This window comes from Luminiphilus syltensis NOR5-1B (genome assembly GCF_000158175.1).
In the GTDB taxonomy this organism is placed as follows: Bacteria; Pseudomonadota; Gammaproteobacteria; order Pseudomonadales; family Halieaceae; genus Luminiphilus; species Luminiphilus syltensis.
The window spans coordinates 2,934,728-2,961,477 of record NZ_DS999411.1 but is presented as its reverse complement, the minus strand read 5'-3'; the positions used below and the strand labels follow the sequence as shown (position 1 = coordinate 2,961,477).

23 protein-coding genes are annotated in these 26,750 nt (G+C 59.1%); 6 read left to right on the top strand and 17 right to left on the bottom strand.

Annotated elements, in window-relative coordinates; genetic code table 11:
- Positions 1-6: 6 nt before the first annotated feature.
- The 6 genes from bchZ to NOR51B_RS13430 all read right to left on the bottom strand — a co-directional run bounded on the left by bchZ (position 7) and on the right by NOR51B_RS13430 (position 7,086).
- Positions 7-1,458 (bottom strand): chlorophyllide a reductase subunit Z, encoded by a 1,452-nt coding sequence (gene bchZ / locus NOR51B_RS13455; RefSeq protein ID WP_040482140.1) that lies wholly within the window; start codon positions 1,456-1,458, stop codon positions 7-9.
- Entirely contained in the window at positions 1,458-2,990 is a 1,533-nt protein-coding gene (gene bchY / locus NOR51B_RS13450) for a chlorophyllide a reductase subunit Y (protein WP_009019295.1), read from the bottom strand. Before bchY ends, bchZ begins: the two co-directional genes overlap by 1 nt.
- A complete protein-coding gene (locus NOR51B_RS13445; RefSeq protein ID WP_009021548.1) occupies positions 2,977-3,969 on the bottom strand; it encodes a chlorophyllide a reductase iron protein subunit X in 993 nt (330 codons plus the stop codon). The genes bchY and NOR51B_RS13445 overlap by 14 nt, the downstream gene beginning before the upstream one ends.
- The gene (gene bchC / locus NOR51B_RS13440) at positions 3,966-4,913 is read right to left on the bottom strand and encodes a chlorophyll synthesis pathway protein BchC (RefSeq protein WP_009020663.1); all 948 of its coding nucleotides are present in this window, start codon (positions 4,911-4,913) and stop codon (positions 3,966-3,968) included. Before bchC ends, NOR51B_RS13445 begins: the two co-directional genes overlap by 4 nt.
- 138 nt (positions 4,914-5,051) lie before the next feature.
- Entirely contained in the window at positions 5,052-6,200 is a 1,149-nt protein-coding gene (locus tag NOR51B_RS13435) for a methyltransferase (RefSeq protein WP_009019690.1), read from the bottom strand.
- A gap of 7 nt (positions 6,201-6,207) precedes the next feature.
- Entirely contained in the window at positions 6,208-7,086 is an 879-nt protein-coding gene (locus tag NOR51B_RS13430) for a polyprenyl synthetase family protein (protein ID WP_009020611.1), read from the bottom strand.
- A gap of 49 nt (positions 7,087-7,135) precedes the next feature.
- Between NOR51B_RS13430 and NOR51B_RS13425 the strand changes: the two genes are divergently transcribed.
- Positions 7,136-8,152 carry a carotenoid 1,2-hydratase gene (locus tag NOR51B_RS13425; protein WP_009020541.1) on the top strand — a complete coding sequence of 339 codons (1,017 nt, stop codon included), beginning with the start codon at positions 7,136-7,138 and terminating at the stop codon, positions 8,150-8,152.
- Positions 8,153-8,161: 9 nt separating this feature from the next.
- Here the strand turns inward: NOR51B_RS13425 and NOR51B_RS13420 are convergent, their stop codons facing one another.
- From NOR51B_RS13420 to bchI, 5 genes are all read right to left on the bottom strand, one after another.
- Positions 8,162-9,235, bottom strand: coding sequence for a phytoene/squalene synthase family protein (locus NOR51B_RS13420; RefSeq protein ID WP_040482139.1), 1,074 nt, complete (start codon positions 9,233-9,235; stop codon positions 8,162-8,164).
- Positions 9,213-10,751, bottom strand: coding sequence for a phytoene desaturase (locus NOR51B_RS13415; protein ID WP_009019890.1), 1,539 nt, complete (start codon positions 10,749-10,751; stop codon positions 9,213-9,215). The genes NOR51B_RS13420 and NOR51B_RS13415 overlap by 23 nt, the downstream gene beginning before the upstream one ends.
- Positions 10,752-10,855: 104 nt before the next feature.
- The gene (bchO, locus tag NOR51B_RS13410; RefSeq protein WP_009018846.1) at positions 10,856-11,731 is read right to left on the bottom strand and encodes an alpha/beta fold hydrolase BchO; all 876 of its coding nucleotides are present in this window, start codon (positions 11,729-11,731) and stop codon (positions 10,856-10,858) included.
- The gene (locus NOR51B_RS13405; RefSeq protein WP_009020457.1) at positions 11,731-13,563 is read right to left on the bottom strand and encodes a magnesium chelatase subunit D; all 1,833 of its coding nucleotides are present in this window, start codon (positions 13,561-13,563) and stop codon (positions 11,731-11,733) included. The genes bchO and NOR51B_RS13405 overlap by 1 nt, the downstream gene beginning before the upstream one ends.
- Positions 13,563-14,585 carry a magnesium chelatase ATPase subunit I gene (gene bchI / locus NOR51B_RS13400; protein ID WP_009019691.1) on the bottom strand — a complete coding sequence of 341 codons (1,023 nt, stop codon included), beginning with the start codon at positions 14,583-14,585 and terminating at the stop codon, positions 13,563-13,565. Before bchI ends, NOR51B_RS13405 begins: the two co-directional genes overlap by 1 nt.
- Before the next feature lie 123 nt (positions 14,586-14,708).
- Between bchI and NOR51B_RS13395 the strand changes: the two genes are divergently transcribed.
- Positions 14,709-15,593: an alpha/beta fold hydrolase gene (locus tag NOR51B_RS13395; protein WP_050759494.1), complete on the top strand. Its 885-nt coding sequence runs from the start codon at positions 14,709-14,711 to the stop codon at positions 15,591-15,593.
- Positions 15,594-15,645: 52 nt separating this feature from the next.
- Here the strand turns inward: NOR51B_RS13395 and crtD are convergent, their stop codons facing one another.
- Both crtD and NOR51B_RS13385 read right to left on the bottom strand, forming a co-directional pair.
- On the bottom strand, positions 15,646-17,133 hold the full coding sequence (gene crtD / locus NOR51B_RS13390; RefSeq protein ID WP_154647680.1) for a 1-hydroxycarotenoid 3,4-desaturase CrtD: 1,488 nt from the start codon (positions 17,131-17,133) through the stop codon (positions 15,646-15,648).
- Positions 17,130-17,876, bottom strand: coding sequence for a membrane protein (locus NOR51B_RS13385; RefSeq protein WP_009020391.1), 747 nt, complete (start codon positions 17,874-17,876; stop codon positions 17,130-17,132). The genes crtD and NOR51B_RS13385 overlap by 4 nt, the downstream gene beginning before the upstream one ends.
- A gap of 47 nt (positions 17,877-17,923) precedes the next feature.
- Between NOR51B_RS13385 and NOR51B_RS13380 the strand changes: the two genes are divergently transcribed.
- Entirely contained in the window at positions 17,924-19,303 is a 1,380-nt protein-coding gene (locus NOR51B_RS13380; RefSeq protein ID WP_009021679.1) for a cytochrome P450, read from the top strand.
- Here the strand turns inward: NOR51B_RS13380 and NOR51B_RS13375 are convergent.
- Together NOR51B_RS13375 and NOR51B_RS13370 are read right to left on the bottom strand one after the other, a co-directional pair.
- A complete protein-coding gene (locus NOR51B_RS13375; protein ID WP_009020854.1) occupies positions 19,288-20,457 on the bottom strand; it encodes an ATP-grasp domain-containing protein in 1,170 nt (389 codons plus the stop codon). The two genes, NOR51B_RS13380 and NOR51B_RS13375, sit on opposite strands and share 16 nt — an antisense overlap.
- A gap of 97 nt (positions 20,458-20,554) precedes the next feature.
- The gene (locus NOR51B_RS13370) at positions 20,555-21,808 is read right to left on the bottom strand and encodes a valine--pyruvate transaminase (protein WP_009021432.1); all 1,254 of its coding nucleotides are present in this window, start codon (positions 21,806-21,808) and stop codon (positions 20,555-20,557) included.
- A 145-nt stretch (positions 21,809-21,953) separates the two neighbouring features.
- Here NOR51B_RS13370 and NOR51B_RS13365 point away from each other — a divergent pair, with 145 nt between their 5' ends.
- The 3 genes from NOR51B_RS13365 (at position 21,954) to NOR51B_RS13355 (ending at position 25,330) form a co-directional block, all read left to right on the top strand.
- Positions 21,954-23,687, top strand: coding sequence for a pyridoxal phosphate-dependent decarboxylase family protein (locus NOR51B_RS13365; RefSeq protein ID WP_009021557.1), 1,734 nt, complete (start codon positions 21,954-21,956; stop codon positions 23,685-23,687).
- 388 nt (positions 23,688-24,075) lie between these two features.
- Positions 24,076-24,849: an SDR family NAD(P)-dependent oxidoreductase gene (locus NOR51B_RS13360; protein WP_040482642.1), complete on the top strand. Its 774-nt coding sequence runs from the start codon at positions 24,076-24,078 to the stop codon at positions 24,847-24,849.
- Between the two features lie 160 nt (positions 24,850-25,009).
- Positions 25,010-25,330, top strand: a complete 321-nt coding sequence (locus NOR51B_RS13355) for a 2Fe-2S iron-sulfur cluster-binding protein (RefSeq protein ID WP_040482138.1) — start codon at positions 25,010-25,012, stop codon at positions 25,328-25,330.
- Here NOR51B_RS13355 and NOR51B_RS13350 read toward each other — a convergent pair whose 3' ends face one another.
- Both NOR51B_RS13350 and NOR51B_RS13345 read right to left on the bottom strand, forming a co-directional pair.
- Positions 25,331-25,813, bottom strand: coding sequence for a YcgN family cysteine cluster protein (locus NOR51B_RS13350; protein WP_009019100.1), 483 nt, complete (start codon positions 25,811-25,813; stop codon positions 25,331-25,333).
- On the bottom strand, positions 25,810-26,727 hold the full coding sequence (locus NOR51B_RS13345; RefSeq protein ID WP_009020699.1) for an NAD(P)-dependent oxidoreductase: 918 nt from the start codon (positions 26,725-26,727) through the stop codon (positions 25,810-25,812). Before NOR51B_RS13345 ends, NOR51B_RS13350 begins: the two co-directional genes overlap by 4 nt.
- Positions 26,728-26,750: the final 23 nt, after the last annotated feature.

Below are 26,750 nucleotides of genomic sequence, written 5' to 3'. Positions count from 1 at the left end.
CCTCCATCACGCGGCATTACCCGCATTCACAATATTTTCCGCAGCGTTAAGGTGCGAAACTGTGACTACCGTGGCCCCATTATTTCTAGCCACTGTTTCAGCCGCATCGCGCAAGCGCTTGGCGGCAGAAATTCGAATCAGAATAGGGGCCTTGGCCACCATTCCCTCAAGCGCCTGTTCGGCTTCGTCATCCCAGGACAGCGCTTCGAAGTTTCGCGCCGGCGTCGCCGAGACCGCATCGAGATCAGAACCGAGTGGCAAAATATTGAAGAGCGCGTCGAACAGCGCATTGCACACTTCCTGCAGTAAATAGCAGGCGCCGGCATAGCCCATAAATGGCGTACCCGTGTGGCGGCGAATAATCGTCCCGGGCAGCGACGCGGGAATGTATATGCTGTGGGCGCCCAGTTCCGCGAGATACATGCGCTCGTTATAGCTGCCGAATACAACCAGCGGTTTGGTATCGGCAAGTGCCTGTCTGACGGCCTCGTTGTCGGTTTTCATACCGGCTTTACGCTCGAAATTGAACGCACAGGGCAGGCCAAGCTCTTCCTCGAGGAAGTGGCGTAAACCGCGGGTATAGGTTTCGGTGGCGACGACCGCAAAACTGGCAGTGCCAAAGAAATCCTGGGTAACCGAACGCCACAGATCCCAGATCGGTTTGATCGTGGTGTGTTTCTCGAGGGTGATAAACGGTTCGGGGTCCAGCCCCAGCTCTGCCGCCAAAGCGCGCAGGAAAGCGGTGGTACTGTGCAGCCCGATCGGCGCCTGAAAGTAGGGCTTGTCCAGTTCTTCACAGAGCTTGCGGCCATACTCGCGATACATACAGACGCTGGCATCGGCATCGCCGAGGGTCGCGATATCCTCGAGGGGGCAACCCAATGGGAATTCCAGATTGACCTCGGCACCAATACCCTCGACCAGGCGCCGTATTTCGGCAAGATCGGACCAGGTGTTGAAACAGCCGTAAGCGGGGCCAATAATATTGACCAGGGGCTTGGCGTCTTCAGCCTTTACCTTGGCCTTGCGTTTTTTCTTCGACCCGTATTCTTTCCACAGCCAGACCATGGCGCGGTCCGCACTCTGCCATTGATCTTCATCAATGGTGCGCGGCAGGAAGCGCTTGATACCGGTTCCTTCAGGAGTGACGCCACCACCGATCATTTCGGCGATCGAGCCGGTGACGACCACACTGGGCTTTTTAGGATCCAGGGATTTGTGGGCGCGGCGCAGCGCTCCTTCGGTACCGTGCTGCCCCAATTCATCTTCGCCGAGGCCTGTGACGACCACTGGAAGCTCGTGGGGGGGAAGGGCATCGGTGTAGTGAAGCACCGAGGTTACCGGCAGATTTTCGCAGCCCACCGGTCCATCAATAATGACTTGCAAGCCCTTGACCGCGGTAAACACATAGACGGAGCCCCAATAGCCCCCGGCTCTGTCGTGATCAAGCACCAACATTAAAAGGCACCTCGCTGGCTGGCGGCGGTCGCGATTTCGGGGGTCCATACACCGGCCATCTGACCCTCGCCAACGCCCTCGAAAAAGGACTCCATGGCAGCAAACCGTTCGGTATTTGACACGGCGGCATTGATAACCTGGGCCAGTGAACCGGCACCGGCGGGGCCCATTAACGGCCGCGCGGAAATCAGGTTGGTAAAGTAAAGGGATGGAATGGCCAGTTCTTTCGCTTTTTGTACCACTGGCGTAGTACCAACCGCGAGATCCGGTTCATACTCAGCCATGGCTTCCAGATCATCTTCCAGCGAGGCGCGATAGCGCACTTGAACACCGTGGGCCTCTAGCCACTCGCAGTCTTCGCTCGACCAGCGGGTTTTCGGACAGGCGGTTCCGACATAGCGAAGGTCCGCGCCGCTCTCGACGAGCAACCGGCCCACCAGAAGCTCGGAACCTTCATAGCCCGACAAGGTCATTCTTGCCTTGATGGGGTTTGCGGCCAGCGCACCGGAGATGGCGGGTCGGAATTCATTGATCGCTTTGTCGATTCGACTCTTGGGAACATCCAGGGTTTCGCCAATCATCTGCAACCAGCGTGCAGTGCCCTCGCAGCCGACAGGCGCTGAGCCGACCAATGGTCGGCCCGCGGCTTCAAATTCCCTCGCCGTGGCGGTGTAGAACGGATGCAGCATGGCGGCAGCGGCGCAATCGAGCGCTGAATAGAGCTCGCGCCACTCCCGTGTGGGTACAACGGGTCCGGCGCCGAGTCCAAGGGGTGCGAGAAGACGATCGATGGTAATCGCGTCGACTGGGAAGATTTCGCCGACCAGGCTGACGGTAGGGCGACCATCCACTTCATTGCTGCGATTGGGCCGAGCCACGGGTCCGGCAAGCGCTTCTTTGCGGGCGTATCTGAGCATCGCGCTCGCAAGCACATCTTTGGCCTCCGCGTGGGTAGGTACACCGAATCCGGGGACGTCGATGCCGATGACACGGACGCCATTGATTTCGGGGGGAAGCAGCTCAAGCGGCACTCCCGATGCAGTAGGCACGCACAGGTTGATAATGACGACGGCGTCATAGCGATCGGGATCGGCGAGCTGGTAGGTGGCCTCGCGGATATCCTCAAACAGCTTGCCGGTTACCAGCGTTTCTGAGTCGAAGGGCACGTAGCCCACCGTGCGCCGTGCGCCGTAAAAATGAGAAGTAAAGGTAAGGCCGTACACGCAGCAGGCCGAGCCGCTGAGAATGGTAGCCGTTCGGCGCATACGAAGGCCGACCCTGAGCGATCCGAAAGCGGGGCACATACTCTGGGGTTGATCATGGGGCCCGGTGGGGTAGTCGCGTTTGAACTGCTGCAACAGCTCGCTTTTGCCGCTTGCCGCCGCTGAGGCTTGAAGCTTTTCTTTGCCACCATGGCAGCCCTGGCCGTCCTTGAGGTCGGCGGCTGCGGTCATATCTACCGCGTCAATACGCTGCACGGCGTCGCTTGCCTCTGTGCCGGGTGTCGCTGTCGATGTATCAGACGGCGTCATAAATAACCTCAAGTGAAGGCTTGTTCAATGTCGCTGCGCTGCACAGGTCTTCGATCGTGGCGGGTTCGAGTACCACATCGCGACCCACTGCATCACCGGAAAACAGGCCGAGTAATTGATCCTGATCCAGGGGGTTGGGCTGGGTGGGTGGCGCCGAGCCCACGTTTTCTGCGAGCTCAGCGAAAAGCGGACCCCATACACCTTCAGGTCGGCCGATAATTTCGTAGCTCGCGCTTTTGCGCCGGATATCATCATCGGCGGGGATTGAGGCCAGCTCTGGAATGCCTACTGCCTTGCAGAAGGCCTGAGCTTCGCCGCTGCCGTCATCCTTGTTGGTTACCATGCCTGCGACGCCGACGTTACCGCCGAGCTTGCGGAAGTATTCGACCGCGGAGCAGACATTGTTGGCGACGTAGAGGGATTGCAAATCGTTGGAGGCAACGACAATAACCTTTTGGCACATGTCCCGGGCGATGGGCAGGCCGAAACCGCCACACACCACGTCACCGAGGAAGTCGAGTAGTACGTAGTCGAAATCCCAGTCGTGAAAGCCTAGCTTCTCCAGTGTTTCAAAGCCGTGGATGATGCCGCGGCCACCGCAGCCTCTACCGACTTCGGGTCCACCGAGTTCCATAGCGTAAACGCCATCGCGTTTGAAGCAGACGTCTCCGATGTGGGTTTCGTCGCCCGCAGCTTTGCGTTTTGAAGAGGTCTCGATGATGGTCGGACAGGCCTTGCCGCCAAACAGCAGCGACGTGGTGTCACTCTTGGGGTCGCAGCCGATGAGCAGCACCTTCTTGCCCTGCTGCGCCATCATGTAGGAGAGGTTGGCGAGGGTGAAGCTTTTGCCGATTCCGCCTTTGCCGTAGATAGCGATAATCTGAGTCTTTGGAGCCCCTTCGCCAGAAGTGGCCAGAATAGGGGATGACTCCTTGGGCGCGTCCGGATCGTAAACGGTCGCGGATTCAATCAAACTCATTGCTCTCTCCAGTCGAGGACCATTTTCAGGCACTCGGGGTTAGTAAATGCAGTGTCGTAGGCGCTCGCCGCGTCGTTTACGGCGTGACGATGGGTTATGAGGCCGTCCAGTGAAAGGCGACCTTCGGCGATCAATCGGGTGGTGAGGGCGACGTCTTGCTCGTTCCACTCCGCGCAGACCTTGATTTCAACTTCGCGGATGAACGCGGGCACGAAATTGAAGGCCAGGGGGTGCGTATAAAACCCGCCGAGTGCGATGGTGCCGCCGGCACCGACGCGGGTGATCAGGGTGTCGAGAAGAGTCGAGTCGCCACTGACATCGACCACGGTCTGGTAATCAAAGCGCTCATCCTGATCCGGGTGTATGACGTTGTATCCGGTGGCTCCCTCGGCGCGTATGGCGTTGGTTTCCCAGACCTGAGGTGCGCGTCCGCGCAGCGCGCGGGTACATCGCGCCAGCAGTCGACCGAGTGCGCCGTGGCCGACGATAAGGTCGGGGGTTCGGTCCTGGCCCAGCAAGGTCAAAATGTGAATCGCGGTCGCCGTTAAGGCGAACAGCGCGCCGTCGGGGGTCTCGTCATCGGGTAGTGGGACCGCTTTATGTTCGGCGACCAGCACGCGAGAGGCGGCTCCGCCAAACAGGCCGCGTGCATCGACAAAACCTTTTGAGCCCGGTACGAAAACCCGTGTGCCCGGTGCAATCGAGGTATCACTGCCGGTTTCGACCACTGTACCGATAGTCTCGTAGCCAGGAACCAGGGGGTAATCAAGGCCGGGGAAGGCAGGCATGCGGCCATCCCACAGCAGACGCTCGGTGCCGGTGCTAATGCCGGTCCATTCCACGTCGATAAGCAGGTCGTTGTCATCGGGTTCGGGCAGCGCCACAGTGCGCAGCGACAGCTTGTGTGGCTGCTCAAAAACGACTGCGGTGGATGACATGTTCATTCGCGCCCTCCCGGAGGGTTGTCCAGATCAATCGTCCCGCTGCTGCGGGTTTCTGTTCGGATTTCGGGTACTGAAAGCCGATCTGGAATATGTGTCAGTTTAAGAATACAGCAGATAATGTCAACAAAAAGATACAGTTTATTTCTCCGCGACAATGACACGGGTGAGAATCGGCATATTGCTGCGCTTTTCCCGGCAACGGCGGAAGCCTGCTTCCTGGAGAAAGTGGATGATTTCCTCGCTGGTACGTGGTCTGCCACTGCCCATTGCCCACAAATAAACCCCAAAATAGGTGTCTCCGATGGGCTCGGCGCCGGGTGTTCCCGCCATGGGTTCGCCGATAATCAATCGACCGCCGTCCTCGGGCAGCGCCTGATGGACCGCGCGGAGCAGGCCTTTGACCGGTTCGTCATCGTGGTCGTGAAGAATGCGGATAAGACTGATGGTGTCGGCGCCGGTGGGCAGGGTATCGCTGAACATATTGCCCCCGATGCGCCGGGAAACAGCGCTTGTCGGGGCTTCGGAGGGCTCGGCTGGCAGTTCGACGACCGCGGGCAGATCAAAAAGCAGGGTTTCGAGGTGCGGCCACCGGCTCTTTGCCGCCGCGAGGAAGCGGCCGGTGCCTCCACCAATGTCCATCAAGACCCGGGTGCGCTTCATCGAGCAGGCGTCGAGGACGTGGTCGGCAATAAGGTCCTGGGATTGAGCCATGAGTGCGCTGTAACGGGCCGCGTCTTCGCTGGGTTGGCTGCTTTCGTCGCGGGCATAGGGCCAGAAACCCGATAATTGGGTTTCCCTGCGCCCGCGAAACAGGGCGATTGGGTCCGCCAGATCCTGGTATAGCCGTAAGTGGTGGGACACCATCGCACCGACACCGGGATTGCCCAGCATCGAGGCACCGCGCTCGCCAAGTCCCCAGCGATGGTCTCGGGTGAGGCGAAGTAATTTCAGTGCGGCCGCCGAGCGCAGCAATCGCAGGGTGCCTTCCTCGGGCAGTCCGATATGGGTGGCGATTTGCTCAAGCGTCATGGGTCCCGGTTTCAGCGCGTCGAAAAGCCGTAACTCGACACAGCAATACAGGACCTGTGAATAAATAAAGCCCGCCGTCATATCGTGCAATTCCCGCGCCTTGCGTCGGGCGATCCACCGCATGACCGGTAGTCGGGATGCGGCGCGCTGGAAGCGGGGGCTCGCCAGCAGCCGATCTCGCCAGGCGTAAATCTGGTCAATCAAGAACAGGCTATCGCGTCGAGTGGGTTCGACTTCATAGAGGGACTGCGGCGACACAAGGTGATCAGGCTGCGGTTCGACCTTTGTTTTTCGGTATAAAACGCTGCGACTGGAGGCGGACCAGTTGTTGTAATTGCGCGCGACCGTCGCATTGCGGTATCGCATCAAGCCCCGCCTCCATGCATTGACGCAGTCGCTGAACAGCGCCATCGACGCCGAGCTCACGCACCGCGCTGGGCCGGTCAAGCGCGATATCGATACCCGTGGGCTTGCCAATAGTCTCGATATCCGAGGTGGCATCCTTGATATCATCGGCGACCTGATACGCTTCGCCGATACTTGCGCCAAGATTGCGCCAGGGAGTCGGGTCGACCCCTGCGGCGGCGGCGCCGGCACAGGTTGCGGCTATGAACAGCGCTCCGGTTTTTGACTGATGGTATAGCGCCAGATCGACTCGCTGTTCGCATTCCCACGCCTGGCCCGCAGCGATTCCACAGGGGGCCGCCACACCATCGGCGACATAACCCATGACCGCAGGGCCACGATCGGGATAGCGGGCCGTTGCCATGCCTTTTGCAAGCACCTGGAAGGCCATCACAATCAGGGCGTCGCCTGTGAGCACCGCAATCCTCTCGCCAAACGCCGAGTGAACCGAGGGTTTGCCCCGGCGCACCGTGGCATCGTCAAAGCAGGGCAGGTCATCGTGTACCAGCGAGGCACAGTGCAGGAGTTCAATCGCACAGGCGGCAGATTTGGCCAGTGACGGATCCTTACCGGTATTCGCCGCTGCGACCGCCATGCAGAGTTGTGGTCTTACCCGGGCGCCGCCCGGAAAGACGGCATAATGCAGCGCATTGGCAAGCTGCGGAGGACAGCGCTCGTCGGCGCCGGCAGCGACGGCTCGCTCCAAATCAGTCTCGCAATCCAGATGGGCGTAATTCATGGCTTCACCGGGTTATGTCAATTAAGTTTTACAGTTATAGTTGTAATCTATGCCTGACGTCAACCCTGAATCTTTACCCGATAGCCCTGCACAGGGCCTATTGGCCGATACCACAAGCCTTGGTTTTGCGGCGCGAGTGCCCCGTGACGGCTATCGTTGGTGGTATATCGACGCCTTCAGCCCGGATGGGCGGTGGGGCTTAACGGTCATTGCCTTTATCGGCTGCGTTTTCTCTCCCTATTACGCCTCGGCCCGTGATCGGGGCGAGGGAGACCCCGAGAACCATTGCAGCGTCAACGCCATTCTGTACGGCCCCGGTCGCAAGCGTTGGGCATTGACCGAACGCAACCGTGAATCTTTGAGGCGTGACGATGGCGTACTTCGCATCGGGCCCAGTCAATTGAATTGGGATGGCTCGCGGCTTGAAATCGAGATCGACGAAGTCACGGTGCCGCTGCCCAGCCGCTTGCGCGGTCGGATTCGTGTCGACCTGCCTAAACCGTCGGGGACCTGTTTTTCGCTCGATACTGCGGGTCATCACCGCTGGTGGCCTATTGCGCCGCGCACTGCTATCGACGTGGACCTGAGCGCTCCGTCGGTGAGCTGGAAAGGGAATGCCTACGTCGACTGCAATGCGGGAGCCGTACCGCTTGAGCGGACCTTCAGGGGCTGGCACTGGTTGCGTACCGAAGGCGGAGGGTCCGACGAAGGTCGGATCTTCTACCAGACACGACCCCTCAGCGGTGAGGCTGTGTCCATCGCACTCGCTGTGGACAGCGACGGGGCAAGTCGACCGTGCCCGCTTCCCGATGAGTCAGCGTTGCGGGCAACGCCGATCTGGAGAATGCCGCGGCCCGTGAGTTCGGAGGCCCTAAGCGGAAACACAGTAGTAAAGACCTTCGAGGATACGCCGTTTTACTCGCGCTCCAAAGTCGGTGTGTCGGTAGGGGGTGCGCCTGTAGAGGCGATGCACGAAAGCCTGGATCTTCATCGCTTTCGCAAGCGTTGGGTACAAACCTTGCTGCCGTTTCGAATGCCGCGCCGCGGCTACCCGATATCACGTTAGCCTGTCCGGTCAGGGTGAAGAGGTTTTTCCCCGGCGTTGATCCTGAGCCTCAAACAGATCGAGCATCCACAGCACACGATGGTAGAAGCTGCTGGCAAAGGCTTTGAGGTGTTTGTTGTCGGCGCCGGTGCTCTCGGCATCGACTGCCGATACGGCTTCAATCAAAAAAGCCGACTCGGGTAATAGGGGGGCGCTCAGGTAGCGGGTGCTCAGTGTGTTGGCCGCGTGCGTTTTCAGGAGCAGCGCTGCCTTGTTGGATTTGCCGACAATGGCACGCTGGCTCACGGAGTCAAATTCCAACTCTCCCAGTCGGTTGCCGATTTCGGCGTAAAGCAGACGGGCGGCATAGATACCCCGGCGGCAATTCCGCGGTAGCTCTGCGATACCGCTATCGGCGCGCTCGTAGAGTGTATTGGCTTCCTCGACCAGCCGGCGCGTAACGCTGGCGATAGCGCTGTTTTTTTCGGGTCTGGCGAGAAATGCTTCACCATCGATTCCCGCTTCCCGTAGCCAGTCGAGGGGCAGGTAAAGCCGTCCCGCTCGGGCATCCTCGCCCACGTCGCGGGCGATATTGGTCAGCTGCATGGCGGCACCGAGATCAGCGGCGCGGGCCAGTGCATTGGGGGATCGAACGCCCATTAACAGTGACATCAGAATGCCGACGGCTCCGGCAACCCGGGCGCTGTAATCAAGAACCTCGGAAAGTGTCTGGTAGCGCCGTCCGCTGGCGTCCCAGGAAAACCCTTCAAGCAGCGCGTCGAGCAGTTCTCGGGGCAGTCTGTGTTGTACAACAATCAGTGCCAGTGCCCGGTCCACCGAGTGGTCCTCGGGTTCGCCGGCGTACACGGCATCGAGCCTGCGCATGAGTGTGGCGAGTGCGGCGAGGGGTTCATCACCTTCATCAACGGCGTCGTCGGCAGCACGGCAGAAGGCATACAGGCAGCAGGCCGAAGTGCGCAGTGGTGCGGGCAGCAAAAATGAGGCCAGATAAAAGGACCGTGAACCGCAGCACAGCATCTCACGACAGGCGGCGAGGTCGGTCTGTGGGGTGGGAAGCGACTTAAGCGCGAACGCTGTTGCCATGGGGCACGACCTCATCAAGTACTTGGGCGGAGGAGATTACTCCGGGAATACCTGCCCCGGGGTGTGTTCCTGCACCCACGAGATAGAGGCCCTCGATATCTTCGCTGCGATTATTGGGCCTGAACCAGGCACTCTGGCTGATTCGGGGCTCGAAGCTGAAGCCTGCACCTTTGTAGGAACACAGGCGGTCCTGAAAATCCAGCGGCGTCATGAGTAGTGACGCGTCGATATGCTCGCCGAGGTCGGGGAGCACGGTTTCCTCCAGCCGTTTTTGAATGGCCAGCCGGAAGGTTTCCGCGTGGTTCTTCCAGTCAATGCCCGCATCGAGATGAGGTACGGGGACCAGCGCATAAAACGTGTCACAGCCCTCCGGCGCCATGTCCGGGTCGGTCGCCGTAGGCCTATGCAAATAGAGGCTGAAATCGTCCGCAAGCTTTTTGTGCTTGAAAATATCCTTCAGCAAATCCCGGTAACGGGGACCCAGCAGCACGGAATGATGGGGCACGTCGGGGTAGGTTTTACGGGTGCCGAAATACCAGACGAAAAGTCCATTGGAGTAGTGGGCCTTTTCCAGTTTTTGATTGGTCCAGCGCTTGCGGTGCTCGGACTTGATCAAATGTCGGTAGGTCCAGGCGGAATCTGCATTGGAAACCACCACATCAGCCTTCAGGGTATCTCCGGACTGCAGGCGGACTCCCACAGCCTTACCGTCATCTATGAGAATCTCATCGACTTCAGCGTTAAACCGGAACTGGCTACCCTGGGATTCGATCAGGTCAGCCAGTCCGGTGACGATGCTGCCGGTACCGCCCATTGCAGAATAGACCCCCCAGCGTTGCTCGAGATAGGAAATGAGCGAGTAGATACAGGTGACGGAGAAGGGATTTCCACCGATCAGCAAGGGGTGGAAACTCATCACCATGCGCAGCTTTTCGTTGCTGACAAACTTTGACACCAGCTTGTAAACGCTCTTATCTCCGCGCAGCCGGATCATTTGCGGCAGGAACTTTACCAATTTGGCCAACGAGTCAAATGACTTGGTGCCGAGTTGCTCGAACCCTACGCGATAGCGTTCCTCGCTGGCCTGAAGATAGGCGAGGTAGCCGGCTTTATCGGCCGGGCAGAGGTCATCGATCTGCGACAGAATTGCGTCGCGGTCGCCGCTATAGTCGAAATGTGTGCCGTCATCGAAACGTATCCTGAAAAACGGATCCATGGGTCGCAGATCGACGTCATCCTCCAGTTTTCTTCCGCACAATGACCACAGGTCTTCGAGCACAAAGGGCGCCGTGATAATGGTGGGGCCAGCATCAAAGGTATAGCCGTTCTCATGGAAGACGTACGCACGACCGCCAGGTGCGTCGAGCTTTTCGAGTACGGTGACGCGATAGCCCCGGGCGCCGAGGCGTATCGCTGCGGCGAGCCCGCCGAAGCCGCTTCCTATAACGATGGCATGGGGTTTCTCGTCGATGCTGCCATCGGCGTAGATGGTACTGATGGGCTGGATGCTGTTCATTTAGGTTGACGCTTTGACTGTCTAAAGATATTTACAGGATAGCAATCTTTTGCCCCTTTGCACAGCGGCAGTGAACAGGACTTTTCAATTGCAGCAAGCGGCGCTCAACCCGCCGGAAGGCCCAGATTCTCGGCTATCTCCAGCACGCAGGCGGCGAAGATTTCCGGGGCCTCTTCGTGGCCGAGATGCCCGGCATTCTGGATCTCGTGAACTTTTGCGCCGTGTACCCGATCGGCGAGTTCATGGGCCTGTCGCGGAGGAACTGCCTTGTCCTCAAGTCCGGTGATCAGGTGCAATGGAACCTCGAGGTGGGGCAATGCGTACCAGAGCGGGCGCAGGTCCCAGGCTGCCATCATGCGCAGCGCGCCCGTGACGTGTCGCGGCCGCCCGGCCAGAAGTCGGTAGGCATCGAGCGCCTCGGGCTGTAATTGGGATCCCGTCTGCTCAATGACACGGGACACGGTTTCGTTGCGGTTCCCCTTCATTGAAAGCATGAAGGAAACCAGCGGCGTGTGCGCGAGCAGGCGCGCGGCACCGCTCAATAATGGCGCAGCGAAGCTGCCGAAAGGTTGAAACGCGCCATTTATGCTGATAATTCCCCGGGGATCAATCAGCCCCTTCATTGTCATTTGCAGCGCGATCGCCGCCCCCGCCGAGTGACCGATGACCAGCTTGGGTTCATAGCCACACTCCTCGATGAGCTCGCCCACGCCTGTGGCTATTGCCTCCAACGTCATTCGACGAGCGGGTAATAAATCGGTCGCACCGTGGCCCGGTAGGTCGGGCGCCACGGTGCGAAAACCCGCTTCATGCAGGATAGGCGACAGATAGTCCCAGGAATGGGCGGAAGCGCCTGTACCGTGAAGCAGCAAAATGTCGCTGCCGGTTCCGCCCTCGGTGACGCGCCAGTAATGGCCCGCCGCGCGGTGAAAGGTGGCGCCGCTTTCGGTACCGGATGCACTGGCAGGACGGGGCGACATCAGGAGGTTACCGCCTGGATGACCCGCTGCAGGTCGCTGGCATTGGCCTGGGGCAGCGGCGCATAAATCGCACCGAGGTGCCCCGCCAGCTCCTCTGCACGGTAAGACGGTCGCGACGAGGTATCGATGACAATGCCGCGCAGCTGACGTTTGCGCAGATGGGACGCGGTCTGCTCGGCGTCCTGCGACGCCTGCTCGCGCCCGGGTTCACCGCTGAGACCTATATTGGCGCGACCATCGGTGAGCAAGACATAGTGTGGTGTGCCTCCATGACTGGCGATCTGCTCCGTCACGGTATCCAGCAGCCGCAGCGCAGAGGCGAGGGGCGTGCCGCCGCCCCCCGGCAGTTCGGCCAGTGAACGTTTTGCGCGCACCAGGGATCGTGTCGGCGGTAGCAGCAGTTCAGCTTCGGTGCCCCTGAATGCGATGAGCGCGACCTGATCCCGCCGCACATAACACTCGGCCAGCAGTAGTTCGACCGCCCCCTTGGCTTCCGCCAGTCGATGCAACGCGGCCGAGCCTGAGGCGTCGACGACAAACACCGTGGTGCTCGCCGAACGTTGTCGATATCGCACGACCCGAAAGTCACTGGTTTCGATGGCGATGTTCGTACCGGTATTGAGACCGTCACGTTGTTGTTGGCGCAGTCGCTGCCAGGGAGCAGCCGTTCGCAGCGTTGCGACGAGATTGAGTTTTTCGCCACTCTTGGGGTTTCCCGGCTTGACGCCAATGGGCCGCCCGCGTTGCTTGGAGCGCTGGGTAGCTCCCGACTTGCCGGCGTGTAGGGATTGTCGGCGGGAGGGCTGATTGCGCAGCAACAATTGCCCCAGCATTTCTGCCGGCAGCACAGCAGTGCTCGCCTCGAGTAACTGTTCGGAAAGCGCTTCCAGGGGTACCGGGTCGTCAGGCTCTGTTTCCGGGCTTTGCGCTTCCTCGTCCTGTGCTTGCTCGCTCGCGGGTGGTTCGTCGGCATCTGCCTGCTCGGGTTCTTCCACGGGCGGTGGTTGTTCCGGTGCCGGCTCGGCGACGTCGTCACTGGCGGGTATCTGCGTTGCATGGTGCAGGAGGAGCAGGGTGATCACGCGCTGGAGATCCAGCTCGTTGACCGCTTCGCGGTCAGAGAGGGCCGCACAGGTGCGCGCGAGACGACTGCCCAGGATGAGAATGCGGGTGGAGTCGATACCCAAAGCCGCCGCGGTGCTGGCGAGGGCTTCGATCTGACGATCATCCATGACGACGTCGGGTAAGCGGTGTCGGGCATTGAGCACATCGTCGACATCAAAGGGCAGGGGCGTGATGTCTCGAATGCTGACCGAGTGTAAATCAACGTGCAGTGCAAGGCGGTCAGCGAGGGCGCGGCTCAGGTGTTCATCGGGCAGTCCTTCGTCAAGCGCAATGACGGCAAAGCGTGCCGATACCTTATCTCGCAGACCCTCACGTTCCACGATGATTTCGCCGGTATCCAGACCGTGACATAAATGAGCGATAGTGTTGCGCTCGGCACGTTCAGCCATCGCGAGAACAACAAAACCCCCATCGGCTTCTGACAGCAGTCCCTGCTCGCCAACGAGCTTGCCACTGTTCATGGTTGCGGCCAGATTGATACCGCCCAGCAGTCGGGATTCAGAGATATGCAGCGGTATCCGGCGCCACCGGTCACAATCACTGACGTCCCGGAGTAGCTCCAGCCAGAGATCGCGCACAGGCCCGGGAGCGGCTCTCAGGCAGACGCCCCCGAGGTTGATGGGGTCAACGGCAATGGCCGCTGCAGCCCAACCCGCGGCCTCCCAGGCCGTTTGCGCCGGTGGTTCCGGGGAAAACTCGTCGCTCATCAGGCTTCCAGGTTGGCCATGGCGCGCAATATCCGCGTCTCTGATCCCGACTCATCGAGGGGATCCCGGCGCAGTCGATGTCGCAGCACGGGCAGCACCACTGAATCGAGATGCTCGATGGTGGCACAGGTCTCGCCAGCGAGCGCGGCGGTAGCGCGAGCGGCCCGGATCAGCGTCAATTCACCACGCAGTCCGTCGGTTCCGAGGGCCACGCAAATACGGGCCGCCCGCTCGAGTAGCTGCTCGGGGGTGTCGACCTCATTGACCAGGGATCTGGCGCGCTCAATCTGCTTGCGCAGCGTGCCTTCTTTGCGTTGCCACTTTTTGATGAAGGCTTCGCGATCCCGCTCGAAGGCATCGCGAGACTGCACGATACTGACTCGGGTTTTGATCTCGGTGGGGGTTCTGACATCGACGGAAAGACCGAAGCGATCGAGCAGTTGGGGTCTCAGTTCGCCTTCCTCCGGGTTGCCACTGCCCACCAGTACAAATTTGGCAGGGTGGCGAATGCTAAGCCCTTCCCGTTCGACAACATTTTCCCCCGATGCGGCGACGTCGAGCAGGGCGTCAACAATATGGTCTTCAAGCAGATTGACCTCATCGATATAAAGAAAGCCGCGATGGGCCTGGGCGAGCAGTCCGGGTTCGAATGCCTTCTCACCTTTGTGAAGGGCCCGCTCGATATCCAGCGCACCGATCACGCGGTCCTCGGTGGCGCCCAGGGGTAAATCAACCACGGGCAGGGGCACCGCGTGCCCCTTGAGCTCGGCGTCGGGATCACCAATGCAGCGCTCGCACAGCCCAGGCTTGCGCGTGGCGGGATCGCAGTTATAGGCACACCCGGTGACCACCCTCATTTTTGGCAGCAGTGCTGCCAAGGCACGAATCGCCGTAGATTTGCCGGTGCCGCGATCGCCGAAGACCAGAACACCACCGATGCTCTGGTCTACAGCGGCGATCATCAGCGCCTGTTTCATCTCTTCCTGGGCAACAATGGCGGTAAACGGGTAGGGCAATGCCATGTTTTCTTCGCTCCTCGATTAAGCGTTGTATGCTGATGCTCGGGGCGACTGCCCCAAAGCGGTGTTCTGGATTGGTATGGCCATCAGTTCGCAGTGATTTCGTTACTTTCCGGAGACCTTATTTTGAATAAAAGCCCGAACGCGCCAACGCTACCACCGGCGATCGATGCCGATATCGGCAGTGTCGCGATCAATTCGACGACGCAATGCCGATATTACAGGGAAGATAACCCGAGCGGTCGACCATTGGTACTGCTGCATAGCATCAATGCTGCTCCGAGCAGCATGGAAATGCGGCCATTGTTTGAGCATTATCGCGGCACACGGCCCGTTGTAGCTTTCGATCTGCCCGGGTTTGGCATTTCGGATCGTCCTCAAACCGGCTACAGCGCTGAGTTTTTCGGCGCTGCGATCTCGGCCATGGTGGATTCGCTGGATGGCGATCCGCCGGATATCATCGCCTTGTCACTGACCTCGGAATTCGTCGCCCGAGCCATCGTCGATCACGGATTACGCTGCCACAGCCTGGTGGCAATTTCACCGACAGGGCTGGGTGAGCGTAATCCCCCGGGCGATAAGTTCGGAGAAAACGCGAAACGTGTCTTCTCCAAAGCGCTCATCGGGTCCAGTATTTACAGTGTGCTTCGCACTCGACCGAGTGTTCGTTTCTTTTTGAACAAGGCCTTTGTCGGTCGTGCGCCCGATGAGTTGGTTGATTATGCGGTGAAGACCACCCGACAACCCAATGCCCGGTTTGCTGCGCTGGCCTTTCTTACCTTCAGCCTATTTTCCAGGCAGGCCATCGAAGCCTTGTACGGGCGCGTCGAGGTGCCTGCGTTGGTGCTGTTCGATGAGGATCCGAACATCGGTTTTGAGCGTTTACCGGAGTTGCTCGATCACCATAAAAACTGGTCTGCAAAACGAGTGTCGCCGAGCCGGGGGATTCCCCAGTGGGAGCTGCCCGAGGCGACATTTGAGGCGCTGGACACGTTTTGGGGCGCGCTCTAGCGCATCCCGCCCGGGGCCAGTGTGCCGGGTACGCAGTGTCAGCGGCGGTGCATCAGAGCTGATCCGCCATTAGCGCAGCGGCGGCCAGTCGTCCTGACAATGTCGCCATCGGAACGCCGGGTCCGGGATGTACCGTTCCCCCCGCGAGATAGAGGCCGCGGATCGGAGCTCGCGCCCCGGGCCGGGAGAAACTTGACCACATACCCTGGGAGGCGCCGCCGTAGAGCGAACCGCCACTCGCCGGGAAGCGCTGGTGGAAATCCTTCGGACTGGTGGCCAGCCGGTTTTGACGGTCGGCTGAGAGGGTCAGCCCGCACTGTTCACACAGCTCGCAGGCGCGTTGGTACCAGGATTCAAGCACCGATTCGGGCCATGCTTCGGTGTCGCCATTGGCGGGTGCATTAATCAGCATCAGCATTCGTTCATTGTCACTAATCGCGGGGCCACCGTTGCGATCCTGAGCGCAGATATACACCGTGGGGCGCGGGGTAATCCTTTGATGATTGAATATATCGCCGAACTCGCGATGGTAATCGTCGGCGAACAGGACATTGTGGAAAGCCATCGGGAAGCCACGGGTGGTTCCATCGATACACCAGGTTATGGCGGAAAGGCCACGTTGATTGACCTTACGCGAGGGAATTTTACTACGCATTGCGGCGGGTAATAGACTTTGATTGAGGGCCGTATAGTCGCCGTTGTAAACGACCGCATCTACAGGGAGTGTCTCACCGCTGTCGAGCACGACACCGTTCACTGCCCCGTTGGCGGTGGTGATTTCATCGACACCGTCACCGAAGTGAAGTCGGGTACCACGCTCCTCGGCCAGCGTTACCATGGCTTGTGCAACCGCAGACATTCCCCCATCCACAAGCCAGACACCGGATTGTTCGACATGAGCGATCAACATCAGCGTGGCAGGTGCCTGAAAAGGAGACGAGCCGACATAGGTTGAGTAACGCGCGAACAGCTGGACCAGCCGAGGATCCTCGAAATGCTTACTCAACCGCGACCACAGTGAAACGTGGGGTAGGGTTTGTAGCAATTTGTGTATGCGGCTTAGACCCACGCGATGAGTCAGCGATAGCGGATTGGGGCGTTGCGCGCCCATGAAGGTATCCCTGAGGGTGTCGTAGATACCCTGGCTTTCGCCACAAAATCGCCGGTAGGCACTGGCGTCGGTGGGGCCCGAAAATTCGGCGATTGCACGTACGCTGTCGTCAATACTGGCGTGGAGATCAAGTCGATCGCCATCGGTCCAGGCATGCCTCGCCAGCACCGAGGCTTCACTGAGATTGAGACGCTGCTCAAGCGCAGTATCGGCGTCGGAGAACAGGCCATCAAACACCCAGCGCATGGTAAAGACCGTAGGCCCCGCTGCGATCGGTTTGCCGTTAACGTCGAGATTGCGCATCTTGCCGCCCGGCTTCGGCGCGCGGTCAATGACGGTGACTGCGCAGCCCTGCCGTGAGAGATCGATAGCGGCTGCGAGACCACCGGCACCGGCGCCGATGACCGCCACTCGCGGTGGACGGGTCACGCTGCTTTCCCCGATCGTGCGAACTGTTGTGCCACGGACCAGCGGTGGTAAAAAATAAGCGTCAGGCCCACCACCAGCGGTACCGCCCACAGCGCCGGCGTGAGCGCGAGTTCAGGCATGAGGCGCACCGCGCCGAAGGCAAAGAAGGCGGTGTAGACCGAGATGCCCGCACCCACCAGCGCCTTGATATGTTCACGCAGGCGGTTTACCGGCGTCTGCGGGATTCGGTAGAGGTACCAGAGGTTGGTTGCCACCGTGGCAAAGCCGACCATCGATATTCCAATCATCAGCGGTTGCTCGATCAACCAGCCTTGCCAGGCGCAGTTGATCGCCACGAGGGTCAATACCAACTGCGACAGCAAATTGTGCCAGGCACGGTTCATTTGCGGTTCGCGTCGGTGTCTGATGACCAGCCATCCATGCCAGCTCAGGTTGATCGTGAGTACCGCCAGGTAGAGCATCATCCAGCCAAAAATACCGCTGATTATTGCGCTATCCGAAAAAATGGGGTGGGTGGACAGGTGGGGGTGGGTACCGACCGGGTCACTCAGGGTGGTGAGCGCGATACCGACGGCGACGGTGCCGGTGATTAACATGGTGATGATGAAGAGTTTGCCGAAGCGCCGATGGGTCATCGCGCCCTTGCGACCGACAACGGGTACCCAAAAACTCAGTAAGCCAATGCTTCCTGAGGTGATATGGATGGCGACAAGGACCTCAAAAAGTTGGTGGCTCGACATCATTACAGACTCACTCCATACTCCGGCGCATCTTGCTCTGGCGATCGCCCATGACTGATGATTTTTACAGACCGCCGCATCCCAAACCGATGCCGGCTTTGCCGTCGTTGCTCAGGGTTATCTGGCGTGGTGATGGCAATCTTCTTGAACTCCTGCCGGCCGCTGCCTATCGATTTGCGGTGGGCAATCTCGGCTACTCGCGCCGTTCCACGGTGCTTTTCAATCGCCCCGACGATATTCGCCACATCCTGAAGGACCCCGACGGAGTTTTTCCGAAAAGTGACTTGATGGTCAATGCCCTGGAGCCGCTGATTGGCCAATCGATTTTCGTCACGGACGGTGACAGGTGGCGTCGCCAGCGAGCGATGATCGACCCGGCTTTTTCGCTGATGCGAATCACCCACGCTTTCTCTGCCATGGGCGAGGCGGTGCGCGACCATGTTTCGACACTCGATGGCGCTGCCCGCGACGGGGAATCGATTTCGCTGGATATGACAATGAGTCACCTGACCGCGGACATCATCTGTCGCACGGTATTTTCGACCTCCCTTGATTCCAACGTCGCGCGGGAAGTCTTCGAGGATTTCACCGAGTTCGAGCGCTCGGTGGCTCAGGTCGATATTTTCCGTCTTATTTTTCAGCCGGCCTGGAGCGAGGCGCCGCAGCCGCCAGGCGTCCTGTCCGCCTGCGCTCGTATTCGATCTCATCTGGGATCGCTGATTGACCCCCACCTGGAGCCAGGCGCCGACTTCAACGATATTGCCAGCGCCGTGATTGCCGCCCGGGATAAAGACGATGGGCTCGCGTTTACCCGGGAGGAATTGATCGATCAGTTGGGCGTCTTTTTTCTGGCAGGCCATGAAACCACGGCCAGTGTGCTGACCTGGGTATTTTATATTCTCGCCCGTCAGCCGGCTCGGGTGCAGCAGCTTCGCGCTGAAATAGCAGCGGTCGTCGGCGACGGCGATATCAGCTTCGAACACACCAAACAGCTCCCGCTGGTCCGTGCTGTGTTTCGTGAGACGTTGCGCCTGTATCCACCCATTACCTTTCTTCCCAGAGTTGCCCTCAAGGCCACAGAAATCGGTGGTCGACGCATCAAGCGGGGGGCTCTGGTCATGATCGCGCCCTGGACGCTGCATCGTCATGACGCCCACTGGCAGAATCCCCACTGCTTTATACCCGAACGTTTTCTTCCGGAGAACGAGGATGGGTTGACGCCTGGCGCCTACATTCCCTTCGGTGCGGGTCCGCATACCTGTGTCGGTGCGGGCTTTGCGCAAACCGAGGGGATTCTGATTATTGCCGAGCTGATCCGTAGTTTTGATTTTGCCGTGGATCCCGCGCTGCAGGTCCGACCGGCAGCGAGGCTGACCACCCGCCCGGCGCAGCAAATCAACTGTCGGATCGCGCGTCATGAAGGATCCTGATTATCGCTTTTTGGGTGTTGGGGGCTCCACAGCGCCGCGATGTCTCGCTGACTCGCCTCGCCAAGGCTCATATCCGTGGTTATGGCGGGCCAGAGGATCTCCCACGAGAGTGGCGTCATCAGTAAAAAAGGCAGCGGGTCCCTGAAGTCCCAGACCACATCCCGGGACCGGAAAAGTGCCGAAAGGTGTGCACGGAAGCGTGCCGGATTAAAAATGTGGCGGTACGCCTCGGTCAATACGCTGTAGCCCCATTGACAGTGTGATCCTCTGGAAGCCTCAATAGCCGTGTCAGCGTGGCACAACGCGCCAATTCCGTTGGCGAGACTGTCGGGATCAAAAAAGTGAATGCCACTGGTCAGGCGCGGATTACATTCGATTCCCCAGGCGGTGTGTTGCGAGTCGACAATAAAATCGAAGGCAATAAAGCCGGTGTAATCGAGATGCTCGCAGTAGGCGTTCACCCATTCGAGCACGGCGGTCATCGCGGACTTCCGTTCAAAGGCGATGGCTACGGTGCCGGCATAGACCAAGCCCTCGTAGACGGTGGTGCCGATAACCTTGCCGCGATGTATCAGTGAGAGCGTGCTTATGGTTGTGCCCTCTATGGCTTGCTGTAGCAGTGTGTCGGGGCCGACCTCAACCGGAGTCTCTCCCGCGGCGTGCCACTTGAAGCCAATCCCGGAGCAGCCGTTAAGGGGCTTGGTGATGAACGCGTTGCTCCGTGTAAACGCCTGGGCCTCTCGATCGTTGGACAGCCAGGTTGCAGGGGTGGGTAGTCCGAGTGCTACGGCACGCGCGCCAAAGCGCTGCTTGTCATGCAGTGCGTCCACAACAGCCTTGTCGCCACTAAGCAATTGCGTAGAAGCTGGTAGGTGATCGCTGATTTCGACGGTACTGACGACTTCTTCGGATACGGGGATAACAAGGTCGACGGCTTCAACGTCTACGATGCGCAACAGGTCGTCGATGTATTTCGCGCGGTCGGTATTGGGTGCGGTGACCCGGTAGCTCTTACTGACGCAGTTGGAGACCTGGCACAGATGCCAGCGAAAGGGGTCCGCCACAACAACTCTGAAGCCACCGCGATGCAAGGCTCTTGCGAGTGATAGCGCTTTGGGAAAGCGTCCCAGGGTCAGTAGAACGGTGGTCGACATACGGGTTATCGGTCATCAGATGGCAACGACTCTCAGGCTTTGTCGGCATGATGTCAAAAACAATTGTCCTCGGAGCCTACCTGAGTGGTGATGCCAATCAGGGATAAAGCGCGGCAACGGTTTGGGCAATGATGCCAAGGCCCCGCTCCAGGCTCGATTCCGGTGCCGCAAAATTGATCCGGATGCACTGGTGGCGGTGGCGCCAGTCGTCCTGTAGTCCCGGGAAGAAGTGGTGTCCGGAGAGGACGAAAACCCCCTGTTGGGCAAGCGACCGATACAGGGTGTCGCTGGTGACGGGAAGGTCCTCAAACCAAATCCAGAGGAAAATGGCGCCCTCCGATTGATGGATGCGGATGGGGAGGTGTCCCAGATGGTGTTTTACTCGATCAATCGCCCACGCTGACCGCGTCTCGTAGAACGGGCGTATATGGTCTCGGCAAAGCGTCAGCAATTCGTCGTTCGGCAGCAGCGGTGCAATAAGCTCAGGACCCACGCGACTGGGCGCCAGGGCGTTAATGGCGTTGCCGTTACGTATCAGTTCGATCAACGGTGTGTCGGCGATGACGATGCCGGTTCGCAGACCCGCGAGCCCGAGTTTGGACAAGCTCAGGCAGAGCACGGTGTTGGTATTCCAGCGGGGTTTCGCCGCTTTGAACAGGATACCAGGAAAGGGTAGCCCGTAGGCACCGTCTATGATCAGGGGAACGCGGTGTTGTTCACAACGCTTTGAGAGGCTATCCAGCTCGGCATCGGTAATGACATTGCCGGTCGGATTCGTCGGACGTGAAACACAAACGGCACCGTAGCGTTTATCGATGTGCAGCGAGGAGAGATCGATTCGGTATTTGAACATCTGGTCCGGCAGGCGCTCAATGGTGGGGCGATGCCCCTCAAAGAGGGGCTGACTGGCGATTCCGACATCTGCATAGCCCACATATTCGGGAGTAATCGGGAGTAATACGGGCCTGAAGTTACCGTCTGGAAAATCACCGGCGAGCAGGTTGAAAATAAGACCAAAGCTGCTTTGGCTGCCGTTGGTGATGGCTATGTTGTCGGGGGTGAGTCCCCAGTCAAATTGCCGGTTGAGCATATCAGCGAGCAGGGTGATGAAGCGGGAATTACCCTTGGGCGCATCATAGTCGCCGACCATTCGGGCGAAGGTCGTCTGGTCATTGGCGATGTGCTGCATCTGTTCGCGGAACCGTTGCTCAACGGCGTCGATATGTGCCGGGTTGCCGCCACCGAGCATGCTCACCGGGCCCTCGAATTGACGGGCCACCTCCAGATCTTCCATTAATTGAACAGTCCCGCTCTCGTGGCTGAGGCGATTGGCGTGAAGCGAGAATTCCATACTGGCAACTGTACTCGAGCGTTACGTTTTTCGGGGTTTTATATCGGTACAATGTAGCATGTGTGAGGGATGATCTGATGTGGCCGGGTTCGACCATCACTTCAAATTGCACCGGTAGTTATTTCGACCATAGGAGTTGCAACACGTGACAGCGATCAAGGGTAAGCAGCCGCTTTTCGTCGGTCCCAAAGCCGAATTCTCTGAAGAGTTCAATGCGCTGTGGTCACAGATGTTCGATGCACTTGTGCACCGGCGCCGGCAATTGTTCACCGAGGATCCGCTCTGGAGCCCCGGGGAGGGAGTGTCGGCGGAGGAGCAGCAGGCTGCCCTTAACGAGCTGCTTGCTACCCTTGAACAGGAGATCCCCACGTTCAGCCCACGGTATCTGGGCCACATGATCTCCGATACCTCAATCCCGGCCTTGATGGGTCATATGGCGGTGCTCCTGGAGAATCCGAATCTGGCTTCGCGAGAGGCTGCCGCAGCGGGTTCCCACATAGAGATTGCCGCGATAAATATCCTGGCGGAGTTGGTTGGATTTCCGGTTGAGCCCGCCTGTGGGCATTTCACTTCCGGGGGAACGGTCGCCAATTTTGAAGGCTTCTGGCGCGCCCGCTATCGTCTTGATCACTGGCTGGCGATGGGCGCCTACCTGCTCGAGAAAGACGCCTCTGAAGCGACGCTGTTTGATCATGCGCATATGGGTTGGGACGCATTTCACAAGGCGCAATCCGATTTCAATATCAGCGAAGAGATGCTGCGCAGTCGCAGCTGGGTGTTGCAGGGCACCTGGAGCACGGCGCGTTTTTATCGCGATGAGTTGGGGATTGAATTCCCCGAGCCTGTGGTGATGGTCCCGGGAAATAAGCATTATTCCTGGCCGAAATGCGCCAATGTCTTCGGATTGAGTGAAAGCGCCATCTGGGCCACGGAACTCGACCGCGAGGGGCGTGTAAAGCCGGCAGCACTGCGGGCAAATATCGAACGTGCCCGAGCCGAGGGGCGCCCGATTTTGATGGTGGTGTCTGTTGCCGGTTCCACCGAGCTCGGCATGATAGACCCGCTGGATGAGATCGCCGGGATATTGGCCGAGTACAGAGAGCGGGAGGGCCTACACATTTGGCACCATGTGGACGCCGCTTACGGCGGTTATCTCTGCAGCACCTTCCGTGATGGCAGTTCCGCTCTGGGTAAGCCCGCGCAAACCGCGCTGCAAAGTTTGCCTGACATTGACTCAATCACCCTGGATCCGCATAAGCTGGGGTTTGTTCCCTACGCCTGCGGAGCTTTCCTGGTGCCCAACGCCAGAAACTACGCGGTATCGAGTATCGAGGCGCCGTATCTGGTAAAAACGGAGAATCCCGATTACCCGACCTGGTCGACAACGCTTGAGGGCTCCCGTGCGGCCACCGGCGCCGGCGCTGTGCTATTGAGTGCGAAGGTGCTGCCGCTGACCGCTGCGGGTCATGGCGCAATCCTCAATCGCAATATCGAGCTGACGGGGCGGTTCTTTACCGCTCTGGCCGAGAGCATCGATGACATCCGCATGGTGCCGGCAAGCGACAGTAATATTGCTTGTTTTACGGTGGCACGGGAGGGCGAAAGTCTTGCTTCGGTGAATCATCGCGCGGTCGCTCTAACCCAGGCGTTTCGAGCCTGTCGCGATTTTTCGGTAACGCAAACGGCCTTGGGTACCGATAATTACCGCGCGCTCGTCACCGAGATGGTGGCGGGTTGGTCGGGGGCGATCGATGCCAGCCAACTGACCGTCGTGCGCATGGTCATTATGAACCCCTACCTCGATAATGATCGAATGGTTGAGGAACTCATCGATCGCCTCGTGGCCGTGACACAGGATCTGCTGGAGTCGATCGACTGATCGAGCCCTTTAACGGAAATCACGGTTGCTAACCGTCCCGGCCATCCCTCGATTACCCAGCGCTGTCAGCGCGTGATTATCGCCGTGCACGCGCAATCGGTCGTGTTCCCGATTCGTCGTCGTTTGATACCCAGGGCTCGATAAATCGCCATTCTGGGCGGGGTAAACCGCGCGACGTCCCGTTGCTGCCGCTGTCTCCCTGCAGCTGCTGGCGGCGCGCAGCTCCTTCGCTGTCGGTGCAGTTACTGCGGGCCTGCCCCCGGCAGAAAAAGGCTCGGAGGGATTACGAAAGTGAGGCAGCGGGACGGGTAATACGGTTGCGCTGGTTTCCTGGGATCCCGGATACTTGCGCCACTTTTTGCTTATGTATCAATACGTGGTGAAGTTTATGGACGTTAAGGGAAAGACGGCAGTCGTGACCGGGGGCGCCTCCGGTATTGGTCAGGCGATCGCACGCAGAATCGCGGCTGATGGTGGTCGGCTGATTATTTTTGACCTGAACGAGAAAGCGGGTCAGGCCATGATTGACGAGTTGGGTGCCGATAACTGCCTGGCCCTGCCGGTCAATGTGGTTGATGAAGACTCGGTGAAGGAGGGGTTGGCACAAGGAGTCGCGAAGTTTGGCGGGATCCATGTCTGTGTAAACTGTGCCGGGATCAGTGTGGCGTCTAAAACCGTCGGTCGGGATGGCGCCTTCCCGTTGGCGGGGTGGGAAAAAGTGATCGCGGTCAACTTGACGGGAACGTTCAATGTATTGCGGCTCTGCGCTGAGATCATGGCTGACAATGAGCCCTTCAATGACGATGGAGGTCGTGGCGTTATTATCAATACGGCCTCGGTTGCCGCCTTCGAGGGGCAGGTGGGACAGGCGGCATACTCGGCGTCAAAAGGCGGTATCGTCGGAATGACCCTGCCGATTGCCCGGGATCTGCAACCCCTGGGCATTCGCGTCAATGCCATAGCGCCGGGCCTGATCAATACGCCATTGTTTTCTACCTTGAGCCCGGAGTATGTCGAAGCACTCGAAAAGTCAGTGCTTTATCCCAAGCGACTGGGCAAGCCCGAGGAAATCGGCAAGTTGGTGGCGTCAATCATTGACAACGATTACATCAATGGCGAGTGCATTCGTATGGATGGTGGTATTAGAATGCAGCCACGTTAACGCCGGCTGCGACTGGAGGCCTCTCGGCTCCTCGACAGCGGGTGGTTGACCCCCCCGCTGCGGTGGTCCAATGCGGGATAATCAGAGTAAATAACCACCGTCGTGCAACCATACGGCGACCCACTAATCTTTCATTAAACGGAATCAGGAACTCTTTGCCATGCCGACAATCAAGTTTATCAATGCCGACGGATCTGAGATCGAAGCAGAGGGCGAGGTTGGCAGCAGTGTAATGCTCGCCGCGATCAACAACGGTGTCGATGGCATTGTCGCTGAATGTGGTGGCTCCTGCGCGTGTGCGACCTGCCACTGCTATATCGATGACGCCTGGACCGCGGTTGCGGGTGAGCCCAACGATATGGAAAAGTCGATGATTGAGTGCGCGCTCGAACCCAACGACAACAGTCGTCTCGCCTGCCAGATCACGATTACGGACGCGATGGATGGAATGGTCGTTAACGTCCCGGAAGCGCAATACTGACTACGCCTGGGGGTCGGCTTTTTGCCCCGCGGGAGATATCCACTGGATGATCTCCTCTTCCAGATTGTCGAGATCAGCCGCCGACTCGGGAATGGCAAGGTTTCGGACCGAGTCCAGCTGCGCTTGAGCCCCGCTGGAGTCGCCGCTGATCAGCGGGTGCCAGTCGGGAAGGGGCCTTCCCTCATGCACGCGCCGATAGGCACAGGTTTCAGGTAGCCAAACAAACAACGCGAAGTCGAGTTCACGCAGGTTAACGCAATCGCTGACCTGCCTGGTGCGGTCAGCGTAATCGGTACAGCGACCTCGTTCGATATCCAGCAGGCGACAGGCGACCCGGGTGTAATGCACGACGCGGCTGTCCTCGTCCTCGAGCTTGTGCAGGCAGCACTTGGCGCAGCCGTCGCACAGGGATTCCCACTCCGCAGTCGAGAGTTCATCGAGGCCCTTCGTGCTCCAGAAGGGCTCTTCCTCGCTGATGCTCATTGAGATTGTTTATCCCCGGACGTATCCGGCTTGCGCAGCCGTGTGATCAGGCTCGACGTATCGAGGCGTCCGCCGCCGTTCCCCTGTATGTCGGCATAAAATTGATCGACCAGCGCGGTTAACGGCAAGGTCGCGTTGATCTCTCGTGCGGTTTTCAACGCAATATCGAGGTCCTTACGCATCCAGTCGACCGCGAAACCAAAATCGAACTTGCCCGCGGCCATGGTGCGATGGCGATTGTCCATCTGCCAGGACTGTGCGGCGCCCTGGGAAATCGCAGCGACCACCTGCTCGATGTCTAAACCTGCGGCCTCCGCGAAATGCAGGCCTTCGCTTAAACCCTGCAAAACGCCGGCGATGCAGATCTGGTTGACCATCTTGGTGAGCTGGCCCGCACCCGCTGCACCCATTAGTCGCATCGATTTGGCGTAATGGGCCATGACGGGTTCTGTCCGCTCATAGACGGCCGTATCCCCGCCGCACATGACAGTAAGCTGACCATTAACCGCACCGGCTTCACCTCCCGAGACCGGCGCATCCATGAACTCCACCCCCTGTTGTGCACAGGCGTTGGCCAGTTCCCGCGCAAGCTCGGCAGAGGCTGTGGTGTGATCGATAACGGTCGCACCCGACTTTGCACCTGCGAGTACCCCATGCTCTCCGTACATCACACTACGCACATCGTCATCGTTGCCGACACAAAGAAAAATAAAATCCGCACCGACCACCGCTGCTTCCGGAGTCCCTGCGGTACTACCTCCGTGGCGCTCAGACCACCGCCTTGCCTTGTCGGCGGTTCGATTGAATACCCGGGTAGCAACACCGCCGTTTTGAAGGTGACCCGCCATGGGAGCGCCCATGACCCCAAGACCAATAAATGCAGCACTGGAGGTGCCTGATGAAGAACGTGTCACTACTGGAGTACTCCTATTCCTGC

Excerpts from the sequence above, each read along its gene's own strand:
- bchZ (WP_040482140.1), bottom strand. The coding sequence starts at position 1,458 with ATGTTGGTGCTTGATCACGACAGAGCCGGGGGCTATTGGGGCTCCGTC.
- NOR51B_RS13350 (WP_009019100.1), bottom strand. The coding sequence starts at position 25,813 with ATGAGCATCAGCGAGGAAGAGCCCTTCTGGAGCACGAAGGGCCTCGAT.
- bchI (WP_009019691.1), bottom strand. The coding sequence starts at position 14,585 with ATGGCATTGCCCTACCCGTTTACCGCCATTGTTGCCCAGGAAGAGATG.
- NOR51B_RS13405 (WP_009020457.1), bottom strand. The coding sequence starts at position 13,563 with ATGAGCGACGAGTTTTCCCCGGAACCACCGGCGCAAACGGCCTGGGAG.
- NOR51B_RS13430 (WP_009020611.1), bottom strand. The coding sequence starts at position 7,086 with ATGAATTACGCCCATCTGGATTGCGAGACTGATTTGGAGCGAGCCGTC.
- bchY (WP_009019295.1), bottom strand. The coding sequence starts at position 2,990 with ATGACGCCGTCTGATACATCGACAGCGACACCCGGCACAGAGGCAAGC.
- NOR51B_RS13420 (WP_040482139.1), bottom strand. The coding sequence starts at position 9,235 with ATGGCAACAGCGTTCGCGCTTAAGTCGCTTCCCACCCCACAGACCGAC.
- NOR51B_RS13415 (WP_009019890.1), bottom strand. The coding sequence starts at position 10,751 with ATGAACAGCATCCAGCCCATCAGTACCATCTACGCCGATGGCAGCATC.
- NOR51B_RS13380 (WP_009021679.1), top strand. The coding sequence starts at position 17,924 with ATGACTGATGATTTTTACAGACCGCCGCATCCCAAACCGATGCCGGCT.
- NOR51B_RS13425 (WP_009020541.1), top strand. The coding sequence starts at position 7,136 with ATGCCTGACGTCAACCCTGAATCTTTACCCGATAGCCCTGCACAGGGC.
- NOR51B_RS13385 (WP_009020391.1), bottom strand. The coding sequence starts at position 17,876 with ATGATGTCGAGCCACCAACTTTTTGAGGTCCTTGTCGCCATCCATATC.
- NOR51B_RS13355 (WP_040482138.1), top strand. The coding sequence starts at position 25,010 with ATGCCGACAATCAAGTTTATCAATGCCGACGGATCTGAGATCGAAGCA.
- bchC (WP_009020663.1), bottom strand. The coding sequence starts at position 4,913 with ATGAACATGTCATCCACCGCAGTCGTTTTTGAGCAGCCACACAAGCTG.
- NOR51B_RS13370 (WP_009021432.1), bottom strand. The coding sequence starts at position 21,808 with ATGGAATTCTCGCTTCACGCCAATCGCCTCAGCCACGAGAGCGGGACT.
- NOR51B_RS13445 (WP_009021548.1), bottom strand. The coding sequence starts at position 3,969 with ATGAGTTTGATTGAATCCGCGACCGTTTACGATCCGGACGCGCCCAAG.
- NOR51B_RS13375 (WP_009020854.1), bottom strand. The coding sequence starts at position 20,457 with ATGTCGACCACCGTTCTACTGACCCTGGGACGCTTTCCCAAAGCGCTA.
- bchO (WP_009018846.1), bottom strand. The coding sequence starts at position 11,731 with ATGTCGCCCCGTCCTGCCAGTGCATCCGGTACCGAAAGCGGCGCCACC.
- NOR51B_RS13360 (WP_040482642.1), top strand. The coding sequence starts at position 24,076 with ATGGACGTTAAGGGAAAGACGGCAGTCGTGACCGGGGGCGCCTCCGGT.